The following is a 16,104-nucleotide window of genomic DNA, read 5'->3' as shown; positions in this document are numbered from 1 at the left end:
AACAGATACAAAAAAACCCGGGAAAGCCCGGGTTTTTATCATGATTCATTGCAATTTACTTACGCAGTTTTTGAATTAAGCGTAATTGCGCAATTGCCTCGGCTAACTCAATGGCAGCTTCAGCATAATTGAAATCAGCGCCTGGATTGGCGATGTGCTCTTCAGCACGTTGTTTAGCTTCTTCAGCGGCTTGTGCATCCAAGTCTTCTGCTCTCACAGCGGAATCCGCCAGAACAGTTACGCTGCCAGGCTGTACTTCCAGCACACCACCGGCAACATAAATAACTTCTTCTTCACCATGCTGTTTAACCAAACGCACCATGCCAGGTTTAATTGGAGTGATGAGAGGCGCGTGACCCGGGTATATACCCAATTCACCTTCGCTTCCTGTCACCTGCAAAGTTTCAACGAGACCAGAAAAGATTTCCTCTTCTGCGCTTACTACATCCAGATGAACTGTCATTGCCATAATAACCTCCTGATAGGTCCGTAAAGCCTGTCTACATTGTTAGCCGGCGATATTGCTATTACCGGCTACGCGTAAATTAAGCTTTTTTGGCTTTTTCCATCGCTTCATCGATCGAACCAACCATGTAGAAGGCTTGTTCTGGCAGATCATCATACTCACCAGCCAGAATGCCTTTAAAGCCACTGATCGTGTCTTTTAAAGAAACATACTTACCCGGAGAGCCAGTGAATACTTCTGCTACGAAGAATGGCTGAGAAAGGAAACGCTGAATTTTACGCGCACGTGATACCACCTGCTTGTCTTCTTCAGACAATTCATCCATACCCAGAATCGCAATGATGTCTTTCAGTTCTTTATAACGCTGCAGAACTGACTGTACACCACGCGCTGTGTCATAGTGTTCCTGACCAATTACCTGTGGGTCTAACTGACGAGAAGTCGAATCCAGTGGATCTACCGCTGGGTAAATACCCAAAGACGCGATATCACGAGACAGAACCACCGTTGCATCCAAGTGAGCAAAGGTCGTTGCTGGTGACGGGTCAGTCAAGTCATCGGCTGGTACGTATACCGCCTGAATCGACGTGATTGAACCAGTCTTGGTCGACGTGATACGTTCCTGCAGAACACCCATTTCTTCAGCCAGCGTTGGCTGATAACCAACCGCTGACGGCATACGGCCTAACAGTGCTGATACTTCGGTTCCGGCCAGGGTATAACGATAGATGTTATCCACGAAGAACAGTACGTCACGGCCTTCGTCACGGAATTTCTCAGCCATGGTCAAACCGGTCAGCGCCACGCGCAAACGGTTTCCTGGTGGCTCGTTCATCTGACCGTAAACCAGTGATACTTTATCCAGTACGTTGGAGTCGTTCATTTCGTGATAGAAATCGTTACCTTCACGAGTACGCTCACCAACACCGGCAAACACAGAGTAACCACTGTGCTCGATGGCGATGTTACGGATAAGCTCCATCATGTTAACGGTTTTACCAACACCGGCACCACCGAACAGACCTACTTTACCACCCTTAGCGAATGGGCAAACCAGGTCGATTACTTTAATACCTGTTTCAAGCAGTTCTACTGAGCTTGACTGATCTTCGTAGCTGGGCGCTTCACGGTGAATAGACATACGCTCTTCTTCACCAATTGGACCCGCTTCATCAATCGGGTTACCCAGTACATCCATGATGCGACCCAGAGTTTTAACCCCAACCGGCACATGAATTGGCTTACCCGTGTTTTCAACGTCTAAACCACGACGCAAACCGTCGGTAGACCCCAGAGCGATGGTACGTACTACACCGCCGCCTAATTGTTGTTGCACTTCCAGGGTTAACCCAGACAAGCCACCCTCGGTAACTTTAAGTGCGTCATATACTTTTGGAACCGCGTCTTGTGGAAACTCTATGTCCACAACGGCGCCAATGACTTGGACGACCTTACCTTGACTCATAATTTGTCCTCATTAACTTTTATAAACCTTTGCCTACACCGCCGCTGCACCGCTCACGATCTCACTGATTTCTTGTGTGATCGCGGCCTGACGCGCTTTGTTGTATACCAATTGAAGATCATCGATCAGGTTACCTGCGTTATCGGTTGCGGCTTTCATTGCAACCATTCGAGCAGCTTGCTCTGACGCAGCGTTTTCTACTACACCCTGATAAACCTGAGATTCAATGTAACGAACCATTAATGCTTCCAAAATTGGCTTTGGATCCGGCTCGTAAATATAATCCCAGCGATGCTTTAATGTTTCGTCCTCTGACTTTGGCAAAGGCAGTAATTGATTGCTTACAGGCTGCTGTGTCATAGTGTTTACAAAGTCATTGAAAACCAAAAATATTTTATCTAGTTTTCCTTCGTCGAATGCCTTAAGCATGACACGAACGACACCCACTATGTCACTGACTTTCGGTGCATCACCTAAACCGGATTCTGCAGCAAGTAAGTTGCCGCCAAACCGTTTAAAGAACGCACACGCCTTAGAACCTAGCGCTGCAAAGTCCACTTCGACGTCTTTGGCGCGCCAGGCTTTTACTTCCTGGGTTACCAATTTAAACTCGTTGGTGTTTAACCCACCACACAAGCCCCGGTCAGTGGAAATCACAATGTAACCAACCCGTTTTACATCACGCTCTTCCAGATAAGGATGGCGATATTCCAGGTTACCGTTAGCAATGTGACCAATCACTTTAAGCATGTTTTGTGCGTACGGACGACCAGTAGCCATTCGTTCCTGCGCCTTTTTCATTTTAGACGCAGCAACCATTTCCATCGCACTGGTAATTTTTTGAGTATTTTTAATACTCCCAATCTTACCTTTTATCTCTTTACCGCTGGCCATGACTATCTCTCCGATTACTCAACGTTTCGCTGGTGGTTTTCACCACCAGCCATTGATTACCAAGTTTGTGTCGCTTTAAATTTGGTTAAAGCGTCATTCAACTGAGACTCAATGTCATTGTTGTAGTTACCTGTTTCATTGATAGTTTTCATTAGCTCAGCGTGTTCGCTGCTCATGTATGAATGCAGGGCTGCTTCGAAATCGAGGATCTTGTTCAGTTCCACGTCTTTCAAAAAGCCTTTTTCTACCGCGAACAGGGAAACACCCATATAGGCCACTGACAATGGCGCATACTGTTTCTGTTTCATTAACTCGGTAACACGCTCACCGTGCTCAAGCTGGGCACGAGTTGCTTCGTCAAGGTCAGAAGCAAACTGCGAGAACGCCGCCAGTTCACGGTACTGAGCCAGGGCTAAACGGATACCACCGCCCAGCTTCTTAACGATTTTGGTTTGCGCTGCACCACCAACACGCGATACCGAGATACCAGCGTTAACCGCCGGACGGATACCTGCGTTGAATAAGTCAGTTTCCAAGAAGATCTGACCGTCAGTAATCGAGATTACGTTAGTAGGTACGAATGCTGAAACGTCACCGGCTTGTGTTTCAATGATTGGCAGGGCGGTTAATGAACCCGTTTTGCCTTTCACTTCACCTTTGGTGTAACGCTCAACATACTGCTCGTTAACACGGGCAGCGCGCTCAAGTAAGCGTGAGTGAAGATAGAACACGTCACCCGGGTAAGCTTCACGGCCTGGCGGACGCTTAAGCAGCAATGAGATTTGACGGTAAGCAACAGCTTGCTTAGACAAATCATCATATACGATCAGCGCGTCTTCACCGCGGTCACGGAAATATTCACCCATGGTACAACCAGAGTAAGGCGCCAGGTATTGCAGTGCTGCTGACTCAGACGCTGACGCTGCCACTACAATGGTATGATCCATTGCACCGTGCTCTTCCAGCTTACGAACCACGTTAGCGATAGTCGAGGCTTTTTGGCCTACGGCTACATACACACATTTAACACCGGTGTTTTTCTGATTAATGATGGCATCAACGGCCATCGCGGTTTTACCAGTCTGACGGTCACCGATAAGCAGCTCACGCTGACCACGGCCAATTGGAATCATTGCATCAACTGATTTGTAACCGGTTTGTACCGGCTGATCAACAGACTGACGTTCAATAACGCCCGGTGCAATTTTTTCAACAGGTTCAAAACCTTCAGCGTCGATAGATCCTTTACCGTCAATCGGCGCACCCAGGGTGTTTACCACACGGCCTAACAGTGCACGACCTACTGGTACTTCTAAAATACGGCCAGTAGACTGGACTTTTTGTCCTTCTTGCAGGTCCGAGTAAGGACCCATTACCACTGCACCTACAGAGTCTCTCTCCAGGTTCAGTGCGATCGCATAGCGACCTCCAGGAAGCTCAACCATTTCACCCTGCATGACATCGGCCAGGCCGTGAATGCGGATGATACCGTCAGTTACTGCGACGATAGTACCTTCGTTGCGTGCTTCACTGGTTACATCAAACTGTTCAATTCGTTTCTTGATCAGTTCTGCAATTTCAGTGGAATTAAGTTGCATGCTCTTATCCCCGTTATGCTTGCAACGCGTCTGCGAGACGGTTCAATTTAGATTTCACGGAACCATCGATAACTGTATCGCCGGCTTTAATTACCAGGCCAGCTACCAAGGCAGGATCCACGTTACAAATAAGCTTCACTTTACGTGCCAAACGTTTTTCTAACGCTGTACTGAGTCCAGATTGCTGAGCTTCGCTAAGCTCAGACGCAGAGGTGATCGACACTTCTACTTCTTTTTCATGCTCTGCTTTATACAAATTAAACATCGCAGAGATGTCGGCCAGTACCGTTAAACGTTTATTCTCAGCCAGTATCTTAATCAGATTCTGACCATGTTCATCGAGCGAATCACCACAGACATTAATGTAGAGTTCTGCAATCTTGTCCGCCGCCATCGAGCCTGTCGATAACTTGCGAATAGTCTCGTTTTTAGAGACCTCTGCTGCAAAGCTCAGCATGTCCTGCCATTGTGTGATGGCATTATGCTCAATAGCAAAATCGAAAGCCGCTTTTGCATAGGGACGAGCTACGGTTGTCAATTCAGACATGGCTCATCTCCTTTATCAAAGTTCGGCGACAAGTTTTTCAACAATGTCGCTTTGCGCGCTAGCGTCGATTTCACGTTCAAGGATCTGCTGTGCGCCAGCAACAGCTAAGGCTGCTACCTGCTTACGCAGTTCCTCTTTGGCACGATTGCGTTCAGCTTCAATTTCGGCATAACCTTGCGCGATAATTTTTTCACGCTCAGCATGGCCACGTTGCGTTTCTTCATCAACAAGTTGATTGCCGCGCTTTTTGGCCTGCTCGATAATATCAGCTGCTTGTGCTTTCGCTTCTTTTAATTGCTCAGAAACCTTGGCTTTAGCAAGCTCCAGGTCTTTCTCAGCGCGATCAGAAGCAGCAAGGCCATCGGCTATCTTCTTCTGACGCTCTTCAATCGCGGCCATCAATGGTGGCCATACATAGCTTTTGCAGAACCACACAAAAACGATGAATGCGATTGTTTGACCAATTAGAGTGGCGTTAATATTCACAACCGCTCCTCCTCATATATGTTCGCTAATAGACTTGAGTTAATAAAAATTAAGCACCAACAGCGAACAAGAGGTATAAAGCGATACCAACACCAATCATTGCGATGGCATCGATAAGACCCGCTACAACAAACATCTTAACTTGCAGTTGAGGTGCCAGTTCAGGTTGGCGTGCAGCAGATTCCAGGAATTTACCACCCAACAGACCAAAACCAATGGCAGTCCCAAGGGCGCCAAGACCGATCAGTAGTGCAACAGCGATGTATAACATGTACGTCTCCGATTAAGTTAAATTTAAAGTTAAAAGTTAAAGTAAATAAAACACGTTTCAATGGGGTTGCCGTGTACTGCCAGGTAGCGCACAACAACCCAATATTCTTAGTGATCCTCTGATGCCAGACTCAGATAAACGATGGTCAGCATCATGAAAATGAAGGCTTGCAACGGTAGCACCAGGATGTGGAATACCGACCACACAAAGTGCAATGGCAGCTGGAAATAGCCCAGCGTTGCAATCAGGATGAAGATAAGCTCACTGGCGTAAAGGTTACCGAATAAACGCAGCGCAAGTGATAATGGACGCGCCAGCAGCGTCACGGTTTCCAGTATAAAGTTAACCGGAATAAACGCCCAGTGGCCAAAAGGTTGCATAGTCAGCTCTTTAACAAAACCGCTAACACCTTTGATTTTGATTGAATAGAAAATGATCAGCGCAAATACACCCAGTGCCAGGGCGAAGGTCAGATTAAGATCGGTGGTAGGTACGGCCTTCATATACACATCGTGCGGATCCATACCAAAGCCATACTGACCAATCATACCGGCAATCGACGGTAACCAGTCAACCGGAACCAAGTCCATCAGGTTCATCAGAAGTACCCAAACAAAAATGGTCAGAGCCAGTGGCGCGATCAGATTGCTTTTACCATGAAAGGTGCTTTTAACGTTGTCATCAACAAATTCGATAACCAGTTCGACAAACGCCTGCCATTTAGAAGGCACACCCGTCGTGGCTTTTTTGGCTGCCGAACGAAACAGCGCCAAAAACAACAGGCCAAGTGCGATAGACCAGCCTAATGTGTCCACATGCCATACCCAAAATCCAGCGTCGGCACACTGCGCATTAAACGCTATGCCATTCTCGGTGCTGCACATGGAGGCATTGGTCAAGTGGTGCTTGATATATTCTGAGGTAGTGTATTCAGATGCCATTGTTCAACCTAAAAATTAAAGTTTAAAATTCTTTGCCGGTTCCGTCTTTACGACCTTCGCCGTCGTGTTTGTTAAGGCGACGCGTTTTATTTTTTTCGTTAGTACTATCGCAGACGAAACAATGCCAGCCAGTAGCTGACTATGGCTATAGCAAAACCGGCAAATACCGGCAGCGGGGCCAGTTTTAACCCCGCGAATGCTATAGCAAACAATATAACTGTTGCAGCCAGTTTTAATTTTGACCCCTGGCTAAAACTTTTCGTGACCCGCCGCATTTGGCTGGCCCCGGCATATCTGAACGCAAACAATGCGAAAATTTGATTGGGTATAATACTGATGAGCGTACCGGCGGCTACAGCGACTGCGATATCAACGGTACTTATCACCCATGTTAAGAGAATGAAAATTATCGCCGACGCACACTGAAAAAGCGCCGCTTTTTTGGCCAAAGATTTTCCATTGTCGGCCAAGTTATTTGTCACTTAAATTCTCTGGTCTCGAAACCCAACAAAAAGCGACAGAAGTATACTGTTTTAGCGATAGAATTCAACCGTTATGGACTTTTTGTATGTTATTGTGAAAATTTTCTGCGTCTATAACAAAAGGTCAGACAAATTAACCATTAAATTGCCTGTAAAAATGCTATTTAATGCGCGATAAAATGCCGTCTAACTGATCAAGGTCGCTAAAATTAATCACTAACTTGCCTTTTCCTTTGGCGTTGTGATCGATAGAGACTTGTGTACCCAGATTATCGGATAATTGATTCACCAGACTTTTCACGTCCGGGTCGATTTCTTTAGGCGGCTTGGGTTCGGCCGGTTCGAGAATCTTACGCACCAGTTTTTCGGTATCACGCACCGTCAGCGCTTTACCGGAAACAATCTGAGCGGCTTCCGACTGGGCTTCGCCTTGTAATGCCAGCAAAGCGCGGGCATGGCCCATCTCAATGTCACCATGTTCAACAAGCAGCTTCACGTCATCATTTAAATTATTCAGGCGCAACAAATTGGTAATGGTGGTGCGTGATTTACCTACGGCGTCGGCCACTTCTGAGTGGGTCAGTTCAAATTCGTTCATCAGCCGGTCGAGTGCCTGGGCCTCTTCCATGGCATTAAGATCTTCGCGCTGAATATTTTCGATCAGTGCGATGGCCACCGCCGCTTCATCAGCCACTTCTTTAATCAGGCAGGGGATTACATCAAGCTGCGCGAGTTGCGCAGCACGCCAGCGCCGTTCACCCGCAATAATTTCGTAGCGGTCAACGCCGACAGCACGCACAACGATGGGCTGGATAATACCTTGTGAACGAATAGAAGAGGCCAGTTCTTCCAGCGCATCCGGCGACATATCTTTACGCGGCTGGTATTTGCCAGGCTGCATAAATTCAATGGGTAACTTGCTGAGTTCGCTACGCTGGGTGAAATTTTCTGTCTGTTCGCCATTCTCTTGGCGAGAGGATGACTGACTGGTCGCCAATAAAGCGTCCAAACCGCGTCCTAACCCTCTTCTTTTTGCTGACATAGTATCCTCAATGCCTGAATATTTTTTTTATTAACTAGCCTTGGCAGGCATTTCTGTTGACTTATCGCGTCGCCGTAATATTTCACCGGCCAATGCTAAATACGCTTTTGCACCGGTAGACGATTTATCATAATACATCGCCGGTGCGCCAAAACTGGGGGCTTCGGCTAAGCGTACATTGCGAGGAATGACCGTACGGTAAACCTGTTCACCAAAATGACGTTTAAGTTGTTCCGATACATCATTGGCGAGGCGATTGCGCGGATCATACATGGTCCGCAGCACACCTTCTATTTTTAATTCAGGATTTACCACCGACGCCAGTTTATGAATGGTGTCCATCAGTGCGGTTAATCCTTCCAACGCGTAATACTCACATTGCATGGGGACTAAAATTGAGTCAGCGGCCGCCAGTGCGTTGACGGTGAGTAAGTTAAGCGAAGGCGGGCAATCAATAAAAATAAAATCGTAATAATCACGCACTGACTGCAGCGCGTTACGCAACCTGACTTCACGGGCAAATTGCTCCATCAGCTTAATTTCCGCTGCGGTGACATCACCATTAGCGGCAATCAGGTCGTATTTGCCGGTGGTATTTTTTACGATTACCTCATCGACCGACTTGTCTTCAATCAGAAGCTCATAACTGGTTGCGTCAACTTCGTACTTATCAACGCCACTGCCCATCGTAGCGTTACCCTGCGGGTCAAGGTCAATCAGTAATACCTTTCGCTTAGTGGCGGCCATTGATGCGGCAACATTGACCGCCGTGGTGGTTTTACCCACACCGCCTTTTTGATTTGCAATTGCAATTACTTTAGCCACGTTTGATCCCAACTATGATTTTTGAACCGTCAGCAGGTGACGCTCGCCTTGTAGCCCCGGTACGTAAAGCTCTACAGAAGATTCCAGAGTAAAGGCATCGGGTATTGCTGCGATTTCATCGGCCGGATACTGCCCTTTGAGGGCCAGAAACTTACCCTTTGAATCTACCAGATGCTGGCACCAGTGCAACATATCTTTTAGCGACGCAAACGCTCTGCTGAGTACTGCATCATAGTACTGCTCGGGCTGATGTTCCTCAACCCGACTTTGAATAGGGTTAATGTTAATCAGCTTCATCTCGAAGGCACATTGCTTCATAAACCGCACGCGTTTACCCAAACTATCGAGCAACGTAAACGACTTTTCCGGGCAGGCAATCGCCAGCGGGATACCGGGTAAACCCGGCCCGGTTCCCACGTCGATATAGTGTTGTTGATCCAAAAATGGCACCACAGCTAATGAGTCGAGAATGTGTTTGACCATCATTTGCTCAGGGTCGCGCACAGACGTAAGGTTAAATGCTTTATTCCACTTGTGGATGCGTTCAACATAATCAAGCAGCAGATTGTGTTGCTGCCCGGATAGCGGTAGCGACATTGCTGCCGCACCGTCACGTAACATAAGACTTAGTTTTTCGCGCTCAAAACTCATTTAGGCTGACTGCTTCTCGTATTTTCGTAACATGCCGTGTTTTTTCAAGTATACCAGCAATAACGAAATTGCGGCGGGCGTAATTCCGGATATTCGCGCCGCTTTACCAATGGTTTCTGGTCGTGCGTCGCTGAGCTTGGCAACCACTTCGTTAGACAGCCCGGATATCTTACTGTAATCAAAATCAGCCGGTAACAGGGTATTTTCATGACGCTGTGTTTTGGCAATTTCGTCGAGCTGCCGGGCAATGTAACCGGCATACTTGATCTGAATTTCAACCTGCTCGGCCGCAATAGGATCGGTAAGACCAGGGCCTATCCCGGCAATATTCATCAGCGTTGAGTAGGTCATTTCCGGCCGACGAATCAACTCTTCAAGCGAGTGCTCACGACTTACCGGATTTTTAAGCAGCTCATTAAGTTTAGGCGTGGCGGCGTGTTCCGGATGGATCCACTGCCCACGCAGACGCTGCTGCTCTTGCTCCACCGCCTCATTTTTGGTCACAAATCTTTGCCAGCGGGCGTCATCGACTAATCCCAGTTCGCGGCCGATAGCGGTTAAACGCAGGTCGGCGTTGTCTTCGCGCAGCAGTAAACGGTATTCGGCACGGCTGGTAAACATACGATACGGCTCTTTGGTACCCATGGTCGCCAGATCGTCAATCAATACGCCCATGTACGCCTGATCGCGACGCAAAATAAGCGGATCTTTTTCCTGCACCTGAATGGCCGCATTCGCACCGGCAATTAAGCCCTGGGCACCGGCTTCTTCATAACCGGTAGTACCGTTGATCTGACCGGCAAAAAACAACCCGTCAATAAACTTGGTTTCCAGGGTTTGCTTGAGGTCACGGGGATCGAAAAAGTCATACTCAATGGCGTAGCCAGGGCGAATAATATGTGCGTTTTCAAAGCCTTTAATCGAGTGGATCAGTGCCTGCTGGATATCAAATGGTAAACTGGTGGAGATCCCGTTAGGGTAGACCTCAACACTGGTGAGTCCTTCTGGCTCAACAAAGATCTGATGGGAATTTTTGTCAGCAAAACGGGTGATTTTATCCTCGATACTCGGGCAATAACGCGGGCCAACCCCTTCGATGACGCCGGTGAACATGGGCGATCGATCCAGGCCACTGCGAATAATATCGTGGGTTTTTTCATTGGTATGGGTGATGTAGCACGGGATCTGCCTTGGATGCATGTCGCGGCTACCCATAAACGAAAATACCGGTTCTGGGGTGTCGCCCGGTTGTGCCTGCATAGCATCGAAATTCAGCGATCGGATATCCAGACGCGCAGGCGTGCCGGTTTTAAGGCGATCTACCCGAAACGGTAATGCGCGTAAACGCTCTGCGAGGGCGATAGAGGGCGGATCGCCGGCTCGACCGCCGCGATAATTCTCAAGCCCAATGTGGATTGTGCCGCCCAGGAAAGTACCCACGGTTAACACCACGGACTTAGCACGAAACTTAAGGCCCATTTGGGTAACAACGCCGCATACCCGATCATTTTCGACGATCAGATCGTCACAGCTCTGTTGAAACAGCGTCAGGTTGGGCTGATTTTCAACCATACTGCGGATCGCCTGGCGATACAGTGACCGGTCAGCCTGGGCGCGGGTTGCGCGCACTGCCGGCCCTTTGCTGGAATTCAATGTTCTGAACTGGATCCCGCCCTGATCGGTGGCCAGTGCCATTGCGCCACCCAATGCATCGATCTCTTTGACCAGATGACCTTTACCAATACCGCCAATCGCCGGATTACAAGACATCTGGCCAATGGTTTCGATATTGTGGGTAAGCAATAATGTATTAACGCCCATCCGTGCAGCAGCGAGTGCAGCTTCGGTGCCTGCATGACCGCCGCCGACGACAATTACATCGTAATTTTGCTGATAGAACATAGTTACCTCACGAAATTTAATCGTTTAGCCAGTGTCGAAAAAAGGGCGCGTATTTTAGCTGAGATCTTGCCTAATGGAAATGGTTAAATTTTCTACATTAAAGCCTGAAACGGTATTTTTGGATCGCGTTATTAATATATAGGATCTATATAGATCTTTTATATTTATATTTATTAAGGGCGGCAGGATCTGTGGGTAACTCACTATTTGGCATATAAAACATTAAATTACGCGATCAACAAGATCTGTATTACCCCGATCATAACCAGTTCTTGATCCTGTGCATAAGGGGGTGTTTTATCCACATGCGAGGTTCGTTGCGATCTTATCAAAGTTGAGATCAAAGCTTGTACACAGCTACTTAGGAGAGGTTATACACAGCGGTGATCTAGCTTTGATCTAGCTGGGGATAAGTTGTTCACTAGATCCACGATCGGATCGGTTCAATCACTGTATTATAAGGCATTTAAGCGTGTTTTTCTGTGGAAAAGAGTTATCCAGATCTGAGCACTTCGGATCGGTTAATTATTTTATTGATCGCAAAAAAAAGCGGGTATAGATACCCGCTTTTTATGACACAAACTGATTATCTCAGCTGATTGGGCTGATAACGGGGCGGTGGTAAGTCGTCCTGGTCATCCATTTCTAAGCCGTTTCGCCGGCTTGGTCCGGAAAATTTCACTTTGTAGGTGTCGTATTCTTTGAGTGATTCAAAGCAATAACTGCCTAACGCCTGAGCCAGATCGTTTAACGAATGGTTGGTAATCAATATGCAGTTCTTCTTGTTTACCAGACGCTGTCTTAGCAGGTTTCCGAGCCAGCTTTGGGCATTTTTCTTTAATACCGACTCGTTAACGCACACTTCGTCGAGGATCAACATATCAACGTCGAGCAGTTCCTGGTTGGCCTGACGAAACTTCTGACCAACATTATCCTGGGCGCCAAAATCATACGATGAATAGCGCATTTCCAGTAAGGTTGACAGTTGACGGTATAACACGGTTATTTCAAACTGGTCGATGAGCTGATGCGCAATTGCACCGGCGATATGGGACTTACCGCGACCATAGTCACCGTAAAATATCATCATATGTGAGCCTGCATCGCGCCAGGCTTTATCTTCGTGAGCGGCAATAAACGACTGGGCAATGCTCACCGCTTCTATGACGTCGTCACTGTCCTCTACCAGGTTACTGAATGTCCAGCGTGGGTTAAGGTCTGATTTACCGTGTAACTGTTCTATACGTTGTTTTTTAGTTTGCTGCTGAAGCTGGGCTATCTCTCGGTTTGCCTGCGCTTCGTAATGCTTACGCAGGGTTTTATAATCGATATATTCAGATTCATTCGGTACCGATTTACCCAGTGTTTTAGCCAGCGAATTAAGCTTATTTTTAAATGAATCCATGATTATTTACTTTGTGGTTTGTGGGCGTATTTAGCAACGAGTTGTCTGGCATTATCATCTGCTTCGATGCCAGGTTCAATGACAACGTTCTGGCTGCCTACCTTTTTGACTGCCTGGTAGCCCGTTGCGGTGCGTCTGTTTTTTAACGAATAGGTAAATTTTTGCGTCCATTGATAAGGACTTAATACCGATTCTGGTCGGCCTAACCAATAGGCGACAAACTCGCCAACATTTTGTTCGTCGTAAGATTTATCGATTAACCCGATAAGTGTGGCAATATCTTCAAATACGGCCTTATCGGGCTGCCAGTCACGATGCATAGCATGATGCTGTTGGTGCAGCGGCATATACTGCTGGTCTTTTTTAATCAGCGGTAACAGCAATTGTTCACCGTTTAACGACGCATCGAGATTAAGTGTCTCAGGGATTGTCACCAGGCCTGCCAGAGCAAGTTCCTCGATGAGGGAGTTGATTTGCCGACCACGGGTAAACAGTTGCTGGCTGTGGTCACCATTTACCAATAACAGCAGCTCTTTGTACTGCAACGGGGGCGTTAACAAGGTATCGGTATTGGCTTTGGGTCTGAAGGCCAGGCAATATAAAACCCGCGCAGCATTACTCACTGCGGTAGTCAGTGCGTTGAGTTCGGCCTGGGTAAACATTTAATCGAGTGTATCGAGAATGGGCTCAAACCACTCTACGGCGCGATCTTCTGGTATCGGGTGGTGCAGCACATCAATGTGCAACGGATCGGCGATGAGTGTTGCGCCGCCTTTTTCGAGCAGCGATTGCATTATCATTGCGCCCTGACAAAACGTATCGTAGCTGCTGTCGCCCAGGCCGATAATAAATGCCTCTACGTCGCTGAGCTCTTCGCCTTCTAACTGACTGGCAAAAGCCCGTATGTTGTCGGGTAATTCGCCTGCACCGTGAGTAGAGGTACAAATAAACCAGGTTGAGTCTTCGTCGATATCATCAATATCTGGCTGGGTGAGTATTGTTGCTTTGTAGCCGCGAGCGCGCACGGTTTCAGCTATAGCATCTGCGACATATTCACTTGCGCCTAATACTGAACCTACAAGTAACGTAAAGTGACGATCCATATTGCTCCGGTAAAACCTGTTAGCTGAGTTTAAGTTTGAGCGTTATTATATCAACAATAGCTTCGCAGGTAATAAATTTACACCCTGTTTATGCTAACAGGCTTTACCGGGACAGATCACTTACCAATACAGAATGACGAGAATATGCGCCCCAGCAGGTCATCGGAGGTAAATTCGCCGGTTATTTCGGTGAGCGACTGATGCGCCAGGCGCAATTCTTCAGCCAGTAACTCGCCGGCGAGATTATCTTCAAGCTGTTGCTTACCTGTTTGCAGGTGTTCAAGTGCGGTATCGATAGCATCGATATGGCGCCGCCTGGCAATAAACTGACCTTCAGTGGTGGTGTCTAAACCGATACTGGCCGCCAGATGATCACGCAGCAGATTTATGCCCTCACCAGTGCTTGCTGATAATGCAATGGTAGTAAAGGTACCATGTTCAGATACACTTTGTTGTAACTGTATGTCGTCACCGGTTTTATCGGCTTTGTTGCGGATCACCGTTACCGGCATACCGGCTGGTAAACGGGCCATAAATTCAGGCCAGATAAGGTAGGGATCAATGCTGCTCGATGTGGTGCTATCGACCACAAAGAGTACTCTGTCGGCCTGATTAATGGCATCCCATGCGCGGGCAATACCGATTTGCTCGACCTTGTCGGGGCTGTCACGTAGTCCGGCTGTGTCGATAATGTGCAGCGGCATACCATTAATATGAATGTGTTCTTTGAGTACATCACGGGTGGTGCCAGCGATATCGGTAACAATGGCGCTGTCACGACCGGCCAGCGCATTTAGCAGGCTGGATTTACCTGCATTGGGTTTACCAGCAATAACAACTTGCATACCTTCACGCAGCAATGCGCCTTGTTTTGCCTGGTTTCTGACATCATGTACTTTGCTCAAAATGTTGTTGAGATCGTTGCTGACTTTACCATCGGATAAAAAATCGATTTCTTCATCCGGGAAGTCGATAGCTGCTTCGACATACATCCGCAGTTGGATAATGGCCTCAGCCAGCGCATGAATGTACTCAGAAAACTCGCCTTGTAACGAGCGTAACGCGCTTCTTGCGGCTTGCTGTGAACTGGCGTCGATAAGGTCTGCAATCGCTTCGGCCTGGGCCAAATCGAGTTTGTCGTTAAGGAATGCCTGTTCGCTGAATTCACCTGGCCGTGCCAGACGCACGCCGGGTACGCTTAAAATTGACTCCAGCAGCATATCAATAATGACTGGCCCGCCATGACCCTGAAACTCCACCACATCTTCGCCCGTAAAAGAGTGAGGGTTGTTAAAATAGAGCGCGATACCCTGATCAATAACGTCGCCGCTGGCATTGTAAAAATCAGTGTAACTGGCCTGGCGTGGTTTCAGTGTTACGCGCAGTAAGGTTTGGGCAACAGAGAGGGCCAGAGGACCTGACACACGAACGATACCTACGCCGCCACGGCCTGGTGGCGTGGCTTGTGCAACGATGGTGTCTGTGTGGCTTAGGTGAGTCATAGTGGTTAGTCGCGAAAATTATTAAACTGAAATGGCTGACCCAAATCGGCTTGTTTTACCAACGCCATAACTTGCTGTAAGTCATCACGCTTTTTGCCGGTAATCCGCAGCTGGTCGCCCTGAATAGCAGTTTGTACCTTAATTTTAGCGTCTTTTACCAGTTTAACGATTTTTTTCGCGATGGGTTGTTCGATACCTTCTTTAAACGCAATAACCTGACGATGATTTTTGCCGGTTACCGTAAGTGGCTTACAGTCAATAGAAGAGGTATCCATATTACGTTTGGCACAGGCATTACGAAACATCGACTCCATTTGCTGAAGTTGAAACTCTGCCTGAGCATGCATGGTTACGGTTTTATCTTTATATTCAAAATGGGCTTCTACGCCGCGAAAGTCAAAGCGGGTAGCCAGTTCACGATTGGCATTCTCCGTCGCGTTACGCACTTCTTCCATGTTAATTTCTGAGACAATATCAAACGAAGGCATTGGGCTGCTCCTGTTTAAAAAAAGCCCGCATTCACG

At 47.6% G+C, this 16,104-nt stretch carries 18 protein-coding genes; all 18 read right to left on the bottom strand.

What is annotated here, in order from left to right; translation table 11 throughout:
- Positions 1–55: 55 nt before the first annotated feature.
- The 18 genes from OIK42_RS00270 to OIK42_RS00185 all read right to left on the bottom strand — a co-directional run bounded on the left by OIK42_RS00270 (position 56) and on the right by OIK42_RS00185 (position 16,068).
- Positions 56–469, bottom strand: coding sequence for a F0F1 ATP synthase subunit epsilon (locus OIK42_RS00270; protein ID WP_273637554.1), 414 nt, complete (start codon positions 467–469; stop codon positions 56–58).
- Between the two features lie 76 nt (positions 470–545).
- A complete protein-coding gene (gene atpD / locus OIK42_RS00265; RefSeq protein WP_273637553.1) occupies positions 546–1,931 on the bottom strand; it encodes a F0F1 ATP synthase subunit beta in 1,386 nt (461 codons plus the stop codon).
- A gap of 33 nt (positions 1,932–1,964) precedes the next feature.
- A complete protein-coding gene (atpG, locus tag OIK42_RS00260; RefSeq protein WP_273637552.1) occupies positions 1,965–2,825 on the bottom strand; it encodes a F0F1 ATP synthase subunit gamma in 861 nt (286 codons plus the stop codon).
- A 56-nt stretch (positions 2,826–2,881) separates the two neighbouring features.
- Positions 2,882–4,423 (bottom strand): F0F1 ATP synthase subunit alpha, encoded by a 1,542-nt coding sequence (atpA, locus tag OIK42_RS00255; protein ID WP_273637551.1) that lies wholly within the window; start codon positions 4,421–4,423, stop codon positions 2,882–2,884.
- A gap of 13 nt (positions 4,424–4,436) precedes the next feature.
- Positions 4,437–4,970 (bottom strand): F0F1 ATP synthase subunit delta, encoded by a 534-nt coding sequence (gene atpH, locus OIK42_RS00250; protein ID WP_273637550.1) that lies wholly within the window; start codon positions 4,968–4,970, stop codon positions 4,437–4,439.
- Positions 4,971–4,985: 15 nt separating this feature from the next.
- Positions 4,986–5,456, bottom strand: coding sequence for a F0F1 ATP synthase subunit B (atpF, locus tag OIK42_RS00245; protein WP_273637549.1), 471 nt, complete (start codon positions 5,454–5,456; stop codon positions 4,986–4,988).
- A gap of 49 nt (positions 5,457–5,505) precedes the next feature.
- The gene (atpE, locus tag OIK42_RS00240; protein WP_017444080.1) at positions 5,506–5,727 is read right to left on the bottom strand and encodes a F0F1 ATP synthase subunit C; all 222 of its coding nucleotides are present in this window, start codon (positions 5,725–5,727) and stop codon (positions 5,506–5,508) included.
- Positions 5,728–5,834: 107 nt separating this feature from the next.
- Complete coding sequence (gene atpB, locus OIK42_RS00235; protein WP_273637548.1) at positions 5,835–6,668, bottom strand: F0F1 ATP synthase subunit A; 834 nt, start codon at positions 6,666–6,668, stop codon at positions 5,835–5,837.
- A 104-nt stretch (positions 6,669–6,772) separates the two neighbouring features.
- Positions 6,773–7,150 carry an ATP synthase subunit I gene (locus OIK42_RS00230; protein ID WP_273637547.1) on the bottom strand — a complete coding sequence of 126 codons (378 nt, stop codon included), beginning with the start codon at positions 7,148–7,150 and terminating at the stop codon, positions 6,773–6,775.
- Positions 7,151–7,310: 160 nt separating this feature from the next.
- The gene (locus OIK42_RS00225; RefSeq protein WP_273637546.1) at positions 7,311–8,192 is read right to left on the bottom strand and encodes a ParB/RepB/Spo0J family partition protein; all 882 of its coding nucleotides are present in this window, start codon (positions 8,190–8,192) and stop codon (positions 7,311–7,313) included.
- A gap of 30 nt (positions 8,193–8,222) precedes the next feature.
- Positions 8,223–9,017: a ParA family protein gene (locus OIK42_RS00220; RefSeq protein WP_273637545.1), complete on the bottom strand. Its 795-nt coding sequence runs from the start codon at positions 9,015–9,017 to the stop codon at positions 8,223–8,225.
- A 12-nt stretch (positions 9,018–9,029) separates the two neighbouring features.
- Entirely contained in the window at positions 9,030–9,668 is a 639-nt protein-coding gene (rsmG, locus tag OIK42_RS00215) for a 16S rRNA (guanine(527)-N(7))-methyltransferase RsmG (RefSeq protein WP_273637544.1), read from the bottom strand.
- On the bottom strand, positions 9,669–11,570 hold the full coding sequence (gene mnmG / locus OIK42_RS00210; protein ID WP_273637543.1) for a tRNA uridine-5-carboxymethylaminomethyl(34) synthesis enzyme MnmG: 1,902 nt from the start codon (positions 11,568–11,570) through the stop codon (positions 9,669–9,671).
- Positions 11,571–12,156: 586 nt separating this feature from the next.
- Positions 12,157–12,975, bottom strand: a complete 819-nt coding sequence (locus OIK42_RS00205) for an ATP-binding protein (protein ID WP_273637542.1) — start codon at positions 12,973–12,975, stop codon at positions 12,157–12,159.
- Positions 12,976–12,977: 2 nt separating this feature from the next.
- Positions 12,978–13,637, bottom strand: coding sequence for a DnaT-like ssDNA-binding domain-containing protein (locus tag OIK42_RS00200; RefSeq protein WP_273637541.1), 660 nt, complete (start codon positions 13,635–13,637; stop codon positions 12,978–12,980).
- Positions 13,638–14,078, bottom strand: a complete 441-nt coding sequence (locus OIK42_RS00195; protein WP_273637540.1) for a flavodoxin domain-containing protein — start codon at positions 14,076–14,078, stop codon at positions 13,638–13,640.
- 116 nt (positions 14,079–14,194) lie between these two features.
- Positions 14,195–15,580, bottom strand: coding sequence for a tRNA uridine-5-carboxymethylaminomethyl(34) synthesis GTPase MnmE (gene mnmE / locus OIK42_RS00190; protein WP_273637539.1), 1,386 nt, complete (start codon positions 15,578–15,580; stop codon positions 14,195–14,197).
- Between the two features lie 5 nt (positions 15,581–15,585).
- Positions 15,586–16,068 carry a YajQ family cyclic di-GMP-binding protein gene (locus OIK42_RS00185; RefSeq protein ID WP_273637538.1) on the bottom strand — a complete coding sequence of 161 codons (483 nt, stop codon included), beginning with the start codon at positions 16,066–16,068 and terminating at the stop codon, positions 15,586–15,588.
- Between the last annotated feature and the right edge of the window lie 36 nt (positions 16,069–16,104).

Origin of the sequence: Alteromonas gilva (assembly GCF_028595265.1) — a bacterium.
Classification (GTDB): Bacteria; Pseudomonadota; Gammaproteobacteria; order Enterobacterales; family Alteromonadaceae; genus Alteromonas; species Alteromonas gilva.
This window is presented reverse-complemented; position numbering and strand designations above follow the sequence as displayed.

Excerpts from the sequence above, each read along its gene's own strand:
- mnmE (WP_273637539.1), bottom strand. The coding sequence starts at position 15,580 with ATGACTCACCTAAGCCACACAGACACCATCGTTGCACAAGCCACGCCA.
- mnmG (WP_273637543.1), bottom strand. The coding sequence starts at position 11,570 with ATGTTCTATCAGCAAAATTACGATGTAATTGTCGTCGGCGGCGGTCAT.
- OIK42_RS00195 (WP_273637540.1), bottom strand. The coding sequence starts at position 14,078 with ATGGATCGTCACTTTACGTTACTTGTAGGTTCAGTATTAGGCGCAAGT.
- atpB (WP_273637548.1), bottom strand. The coding sequence starts at position 6,668 with ATGGCATCTGAATACACTACCTCAGAATATATCAAGCACCACTTGACC.
- rsmG (WP_273637544.1), bottom strand. The coding sequence starts at position 9,668 with ATGAGTTTTGAGCGCGAAAAACTAAGTCTTATGTTACGTGACGGTGCG.
- OIK42_RS00205 (WP_273637542.1), bottom strand. The coding sequence starts at position 12,975 with ATGGATTCATTTAAAAATAAGCTTAATTCGCTGGCTAAAACACTGGGT.
- atpE (WP_017444080.1), bottom strand. The coding sequence starts at position 5,727 with ATGTTATACATCGCTGTTGCACTACTGATCGGTCTTGGCGCCCTTGGG.
- atpA (WP_273637551.1), bottom strand. The coding sequence starts at position 4,423 with ATGCAACTTAATTCCACTGAAATTGCAGAACTGATCAAGAAACGAATT.
- OIK42_RS00185 (WP_273637538.1), bottom strand. The coding sequence starts at position 16,068 with ATGCCTTCGTTTGATATTGTCTCAGAAATTAACATGGAAGAAGTGCGT.
- atpH (WP_273637550.1), bottom strand. The coding sequence starts at position 4,970 with ATGTCTGAATTGACAACCGTAGCTCGTCCCTATGCAAAAGCGGCTTTC.
- OIK42_RS00225 (WP_273637546.1), bottom strand. The coding sequence starts at position 8,192 with ATGTCAGCAAAAAGAAGAGGGTTAGGACGCGGTTTGGACGCTTTATTG.
- OIK42_RS00200 (WP_273637541.1), bottom strand. The coding sequence starts at position 13,637 with ATGTTTACCCAGGCCGAACTCAACGCACTGACTACCGCAGTGAGTAAT.
- atpD (WP_273637553.1), bottom strand. The coding sequence starts at position 1,931 with ATGAGTCAAGGTAAGGTCGTCCAAGTCATTGGCGCCGTTGTGGACATA.
- atpG (WP_273637552.1), bottom strand. The coding sequence starts at position 2,825 with ATGGCCAGCGGTAAAGAGATAAAAGGTAAGATTGGGAGTATTAAAAAT.
- OIK42_RS00270 (WP_273637554.1), bottom strand. The coding sequence starts at position 469 with ATGGCAATGACAGTTCATCTGGATGTAGTAAGCGCAGAAGAGGAAATC.